At 43.4% G+C, this 5695-nt stretch carries 7 protein-coding genes; 1 reads left to right on the forward strand and 6 read right to left on the reverse strand.

The window, feature by feature from the left end; all coding sequences use genetic code 11:
• Positions 1-166: 166 nt before the first annotated feature.
• Positions 167-1864: a group II intron reverse transcriptase/maturase gene (gene ltrA, locus LYNGBM3L_RS10490; RefSeq protein ID WP_008182183.1), complete on the reverse strand. Its 1698-nt coding sequence runs from the start codon at positions 1862-1864 to the stop codon at positions 167-169.
• Positions 1865-2303: 439 nt separating this feature from the next.
• Here ltrA and LYNGBM3L_RS44990 point away from each other — a divergent pair, with 439 nt between their 5' ends.
• Positions 2304-2456: a hypothetical protein gene (locus LYNGBM3L_RS44990; RefSeq protein ID WP_008188615.1), complete on the forward strand. Its 153-nt coding sequence runs from the start codon at positions 2304-2306 to the stop codon at positions 2454-2456.
• 123 nt (positions 2457-2579) lie between these two features.
• On the opposite strand, the gene LYNGBM3L_RS10495 is transcribed toward LYNGBM3L_RS44990, so the two are convergent.
• The 5 genes from LYNGBM3L_RS10495 to LYNGBM3L_RS47235 all read right to left on the reverse strand — a co-directional run bounded on the left by LYNGBM3L_RS10495 (position 2580) and on the right by LYNGBM3L_RS47235 (position 5280).
• Positions 2580-3464: an RNA-guided endonuclease InsQ/TnpB family protein gene (locus tag LYNGBM3L_RS10495; RefSeq protein WP_008182185.1), complete on the reverse strand. Its 885-nt coding sequence runs from the start codon at positions 3462-3464 to the stop codon at positions 2580-2582.
• Positions 3465-3798: 334 nt separating this feature from the next.
• Positions 3799-4596, reverse strand: coding sequence for a tryptophan synthase subunit alpha (gene trpA, locus LYNGBM3L_RS10500; RefSeq protein ID WP_008182188.1), 798 nt, complete (start codon positions 4594-4596; stop codon positions 3799-3801).
• Positions 4597-4610: 14 nt separating this feature from the next.
• Complete coding sequence (locus LYNGBM3L_RS10505; RefSeq protein WP_008182190.1) at positions 4611-4976, reverse strand: DUF3007 family protein; 366 nt, start codon at positions 4974-4976, stop codon at positions 4611-4613.
• A 30-nt stretch (positions 4977-5006) separates the two neighbouring features.
• Entirely contained in the window at positions 5007-5192 is a 186-nt protein-coding gene (gene ndhL, locus LYNGBM3L_RS36230) for an NAD(P)H-quinone oxidoreductase subunit L (protein ID WP_229414425.1), read from the reverse strand.
• Positions 5119-5280, reverse strand: coding sequence for a hypothetical protein (locus tag LYNGBM3L_RS47235; RefSeq protein ID WP_229414427.1), 162 nt, complete (start codon positions 5278-5280; stop codon positions 5119-5121). The genes ndhL and LYNGBM3L_RS47235 overlap by 74 nt, the downstream gene beginning before the upstream one ends.
• Between the last annotated feature and the right edge of the window lie 415 nt (positions 5281-5695).

A 5695-nucleotide genomic window follows, 5' to 3' on the forward strand; every position in this document is an offset into this window, starting at 1 on the left:
TTTGGCTTGTATAAGCAGGATTCACTGCAACAGTGACTCTGCCAAACTTCTGACCAAAATGCTCCAACCATTATTAAACTAAGCCAGTGAATCACCCCACTGACTCGTCTTCAGAACCGTGCGTGACATTTTCACATCACACGGCTCCTCATCATAGGAACCATTGTCATTGGTACCTCATTAACGGATTGTCATCTAGACTTGAGGTGTTTATTCTCTTTCCGTGTTTTGCATCGTGGCAGTGTAGGTGTAATAACTCCAGATTCTCATCCTTATTATTACCTCCTAGAGCACGTGGTAAGATGTGGTGTTTTTCTAATAAGTCGCCATCCCTGAAAGTAAGACCACAATGAGCGCATTTCCCTTCTTGCCGTTCTAAAAGCCTTCCCTTCTGAGTGGTCATCTCAGGATGCTTTCTCATTCTGGTACTCCAATAGATTAGGTCTCCATCATAGGGACTTCTTATATCTTGGACTTTCTTGTGTCTGACTATCTCCGTTTTGCTATGCTTCGGGAGAAAATGGTTCACATCTTTCATGAAAGTCCACCTATCCTCATCGATGGTTCCCCAATACTTCTTAGCTACCCAGGTCTTTGATTTATTAGGGTGTCTCCTATATCCCCATCTCTGAAGTTTGTTCCAAAGCCTATACCCTAAACTGTTGAAAGTGTCTTTACTACATACAGATTTGTAATAATTACACCATCCGTTTATAATGGGTTTAAGATGGCTTATTAATGCCTCTTGCGGAGCGGCTCTATATCTGTCTATTACTGATGAGAGCTGCTCATAATGCTCTTTCACTTTTTCCTTGGATGGTTTGATGATAGTTTTGAAACCTTGTTTTGAGTGGTTTTTCCCCGCTTTATATTGTCTGATATTGAATCCTAGGAAATCAAAACCATTAAATGTGTGGGCTATTATAGTTTTACTTGGTTTCAGTTCTAACCCTATATTTCCTAACCATTCGTTGACTATTTGTTGATATTCTACTACCACGTTCTGGTCAGGGTGCATTATTACGAAATCATCTGCATATCTGATTAGGGACAATCCTCTTTTATAATAGGTTTTCTTTCCTTTCACCGAGTTGGCGTGATTCCATACCGCCTGTTCCATGCCATGAAGGGCTATATTTGCTAAAAGTGGGGATATAACTCCACCTTGAGGGGTGCCCTTATCTGTAGGTGAGAATATTCCTTTATCCATCACACCAGCTTTAAGCCAGGACTTAATTAAACGTCTCATGGATGGATAAGTATTTAATTTTTCTAGTAGAGCTTCCTGATTTATTTTGTCAAAGCATTTAGCAATATCTGCATCTAGAACCCATTTTGGTTTATGACATATATTGCTAAATATTGCTTCTATAGCATCGTGACATGAGCGTCCAGGTCTGAACCCATAGGAGTTTGGTTCAAATCTGGCTTCCCATTCTGGTTCTAATGCTTGTTTGGCTAGGGCTTGTAGGGCACGGTCATATATGGTGGGTATCCCTAAAGGACGCTCTTCTTTCTTTCCGGGTTTAGGTATCCATACCCTTCTGGTTGGTTGAGCTTTCTTTAGGATTTTCAGGCTGGCTACTAATTTGAGGCGTTGCTTATTCGTTAAAGCTTTGACCCCATCTATTCCGGCAGTCTTTTTGCCTTTATTTTGTTGAGTTACCCGTCTGACCGCAATCATCTTAGCTGACCATGATTTCATCATGGTCTTTTGTAGCTTTCTTACCACGCGGACATCACCACGTTGTGAGGCTCGGTATATTCGTTTTTGTAACTTAAATACAGTCTTTTCTAGCTTTCGCCAGTTGACTTTATTCCATTCCGACTTTTGGGAGAATCCCAGAGTATTAGACTTTTTCATTACTACTTACGACTATACTTTTTCCTATAACGTGAGTCGGTCAGCGTATCCTAGTTATTACTCTAGGCATTTGCTTCTGACTCAATCTTGCCCTCATCTAACTTGCGGCTAACTACCTACTCAGAATATTCGACCTTTCTGAGAGTATGTATGAGGGTTACTTCGTTCCTGATAACCATTCTGTGAACCTTTAGGGTGATACTATTCACCGGGAAGACTTCTGGGAAATCTTTGAATAATTAGAAAACTATTCAAACCTTCTTCCATTGACTTATTTGTCTGTAGCGTATCAAACCTTATTTCGCTACGTTATCATGACGATGATTCAGACGTATCTTTCTCTCGTACCCGTGGGTTCTTTGCCTGTTACTAACACCTGGTCAGGTTAAGGGTGCTTCACTGTTCGACCCTTGCATTAATCCATGAGTTTGTTAGGTTCATGAATCAGGGTAAGGCTGTCACTCGGATTTCACGAGGGAAGGATTCTCACCTTCATGGTTATCAAGTTGTCGTGGTTCTATTGGACCAAGCGGTTAATCCCCCATACATTCATGGTATGGTTTCTCACCAACGAATCGCACTCCTAAATTGATACCAACCAGCGTCATTAATAGATTTAGCTAGACAGTGATTTTTGACTAGATTCTTGACTCTCAAATCTTCATAGGCGACCAGGTCGTTAGACCGGATTACGCAACGTGCCGGAGACGAAACCTTAGAAGAGTGCAGCCTTACAACAAAACCTGCCACCTTTGATGCATAGCCTACCAACTATAAAGGCTGCACTCTTCTTGCGGTAACTTCTAACCAGTCTCTTGGCATGTTCTTCACGTTGCCTACTTATTTTGAGGTGCTGCCTAGCTAATTTATTAATGGCTTTTTTTCGGTTGGATGAGCCTTTCTTTTTCCGATAAACTCGGCGTTGATAAAACTTTAAGCGCTTTTCACCGGCTCTATAAAAACGGGGATTAGGTTCGGTATTTCCTCTAGAATCGGTGTATAATTCTTTTAGCCCTACATCCAATCCCAAAGTGGCATCAGCCGGTTCTAATTGTTCTTTTACGTCAACAGAAACGCAAAACTGAATGTAGTAGCCATCAGCTCTTTTTACTATGCGAACTCGCTTGATTTGATTCTTGTCGAAGCGCCACAAATCCCATGTACCCTTGAGCTTTAGCTTTCCGATTCCTTTTTTGTCACTGAAGGTGATTCGGCAAAGCCGACGCTTCGCGAACGACTTTTTGTCAGGGGATAACTTCCATCCTGACTGCTTGTATTCAACCGATCTACAATGATTTTGGAATTTCGGAAAACCTTTCTTCCCAGGAACTTTTTTCTTGCAATTCTCAAAAAAGCGAGAAATCGATGACCATGCTCTTTCAGCCGCAGCCTGTCGAGCCGTTGAGTTTAATTCATTAGCAAAGGAAAACTCTTTAGCCAGTACTTTACTGTACTTGCTGAGGTCATATTTCCCTGTCCCTTTGTTATCAATCCACAGACGAATGCAGCTATTGCGAATAAATTTAACCGTCCGAATAGCCTCGTCAATAGCTAGATACTGATGAGGGTTACCATATGCTTTGAACTCAATAATAATCATTGACCTTCGATCACGCTACGCGAACGAATTTCGATCTCTTTTGATATATTGTTGTGCTAACACGCCTAGCATAATCTGTCAAGTCCTCACCAAGTTTTTTTTCACGGCGACTAAAGTCGCTATGAGCTTTCATCCCCGGTTTAAAAACGCGGGGCTTTCAGCTTTGGGAGTTACGTAACAGTGTTTGGAAACGAAATCCATAAATCCCAGAAAGAATTTCAATCCGAGAATGTATCTGGATATCAAACAGAATCTAAATACGAAGGATTAATCCGATCAGTAGTTTGTGATCGGTATCCTAGACAGTAAATGCCAAGCCTGAGTAACCATGGCTTCACTCTGTAATCGCTAATTTCAGGCTTTGGCAAAAGTCTCCAATGGCTGACAACCCTTCTGATGGCGTCCCATCTGCCAAACGCTTTACTATAGCGCTACCTACAATCACGGCATCTGCTCCCCAATCTTTGACCTGCTTAGCCTGTTCTGGCTCGGAGATACCAAAGCCAACCCCGATCGGCTTATCGGTTACATCACGCATCTGATTGAGTAAGTCTTTTACCCGTGATTGCAGCTGAGTTCTCATCCCGGTGACACCGGTAACACTGACTAAGTAAATAAAGCCTTGAGACTGTTTAGCGATCGCTTCAATCCGTTCTGTTGGTGAAGTTGGTGCCACTAACAATATCACTTCAATCCCAAGCTCTGCTGCGGGTTTCAGCAAAATTTCAGCTTCTTCGAGGGGTAAATCAGGCACCACTAACCCTTTCGCCCCCACTTGAGCAATCTGCTCTAAAAACGAATTAATCCCTCGGTTGAGAATGGGATTGTAGTAGGTAAATAAGACAATTGGCGCTTGTAACTCTGGGCTAACCTCCTTTACCATTGCCAGAACATCATCCAACTGCACACCTTTTTGTAATGCTCTAGTAGCAGCAGCATGGATAGTTGGACCATCGGCCAAAGGATCGGAATAGGGTACTCCCAGTTCAATGATGTCAGCACCAGATTGGTCGAGTACCCGCAAGGCTTTGGCTGTGGTTTCTAAATCGGGATCCCCAGCGGTAATAAAAGGAATCAGAGCACACTGGGAGTTAGATCTCAGGGATCCGAAGCAATCGGAAATTTTTGTCATTGGTCATTCGTCATCTAGTTTTGCCCCTGCCCCTCCTGCTTAAGAGGGGATATAGAGGAATCGCCCTCTGCCTTAGTCAAACGCTTTTCCTGTTCCACCTCTGCTTGGAGTTGGGCAAGTTCTTCTGGTGTCATTTCTTCGAGCCGCTTTTGCAGGACAGCATCTTTATACTCTTTCACCTGCTGGTTATAGGTCATGGTTTGGGTCAGGGCTCGAAACAAGTAGGTTAGCACCCACCCAAATAACCCCCCAACCAAGAGGACTTGACTCCAAATCCCGGCTTTAATTTGATCGTACCCAGCCAGCTGAAAGATCAAGTAGGCTATGCCGCCAGCAGCAAAGATACCAAGGGCAATTCCAATCGCGTCAATTCGTCGCATGAATTACTAATGATCGCTTAAGTAACTAACTTACCCTTGTGGCTGACGCCGCTTGGGGCGGAGGTTTAAGATTGGACTGAAGAGTAATAAACCTGGAAAGAATAAGAAGACCAGGAAGTACATGAAGCCTCGCTCGAAGGAGCTAACAACGTACCACCGTTTCTGTAGGTAAAGATAGATGGCGAGAGGGAATACCAATAAGTAGGCTCCTGCCAAAGACAGGTACAGTATCGCAGTAATCATAGAATTTTGGTTTAGGACACAGAAGACAAAAATGCGATCGCGTAGCGTGACCTACGGTCAATCGCTTTTAGCAGCTCCTACGGAGCATCGCGTAGCGTGACCATTCGCTTAGCGTGGCCCAAAGGCCAAGGTCAATCGCTCAACCCTACTATACTACCTTAGGTCGAACATGCTGCCCTGTGTTGCCCCAAAGCCAGAGTTTGCCCCCTCTTGAAAATTTCAACAACAGTATACTTGCATAGTAGACCCAGTTCATGTTTAAATAGAAAACAGTGAAATCACAGAGGTTGATGGGTAAAGACAAACCCACAGCTATCTAACTCAACCAGGGGGCGTGGCGGAATGGTAGACGCTACGGACTTAAGGAAATTGAGCACTGATAGAGAAATCTGTCATGTGAATGCTCTCAAATTCAGGGAAACCTAAGTCTGGTAACAGATAAGGCAATCCTGAGCCAAGCCGGGAAAACCTCTCGG

The organism is Moorena producens 3L (genome assembly GCF_000211815.1).
In the GTDB taxonomy this organism is placed as follows: Bacteria; Cyanobacteriota; Cyanobacteriia; order Cyanobacteriales; family Coleofasciculaceae; genus Moorena; species Moorena producens.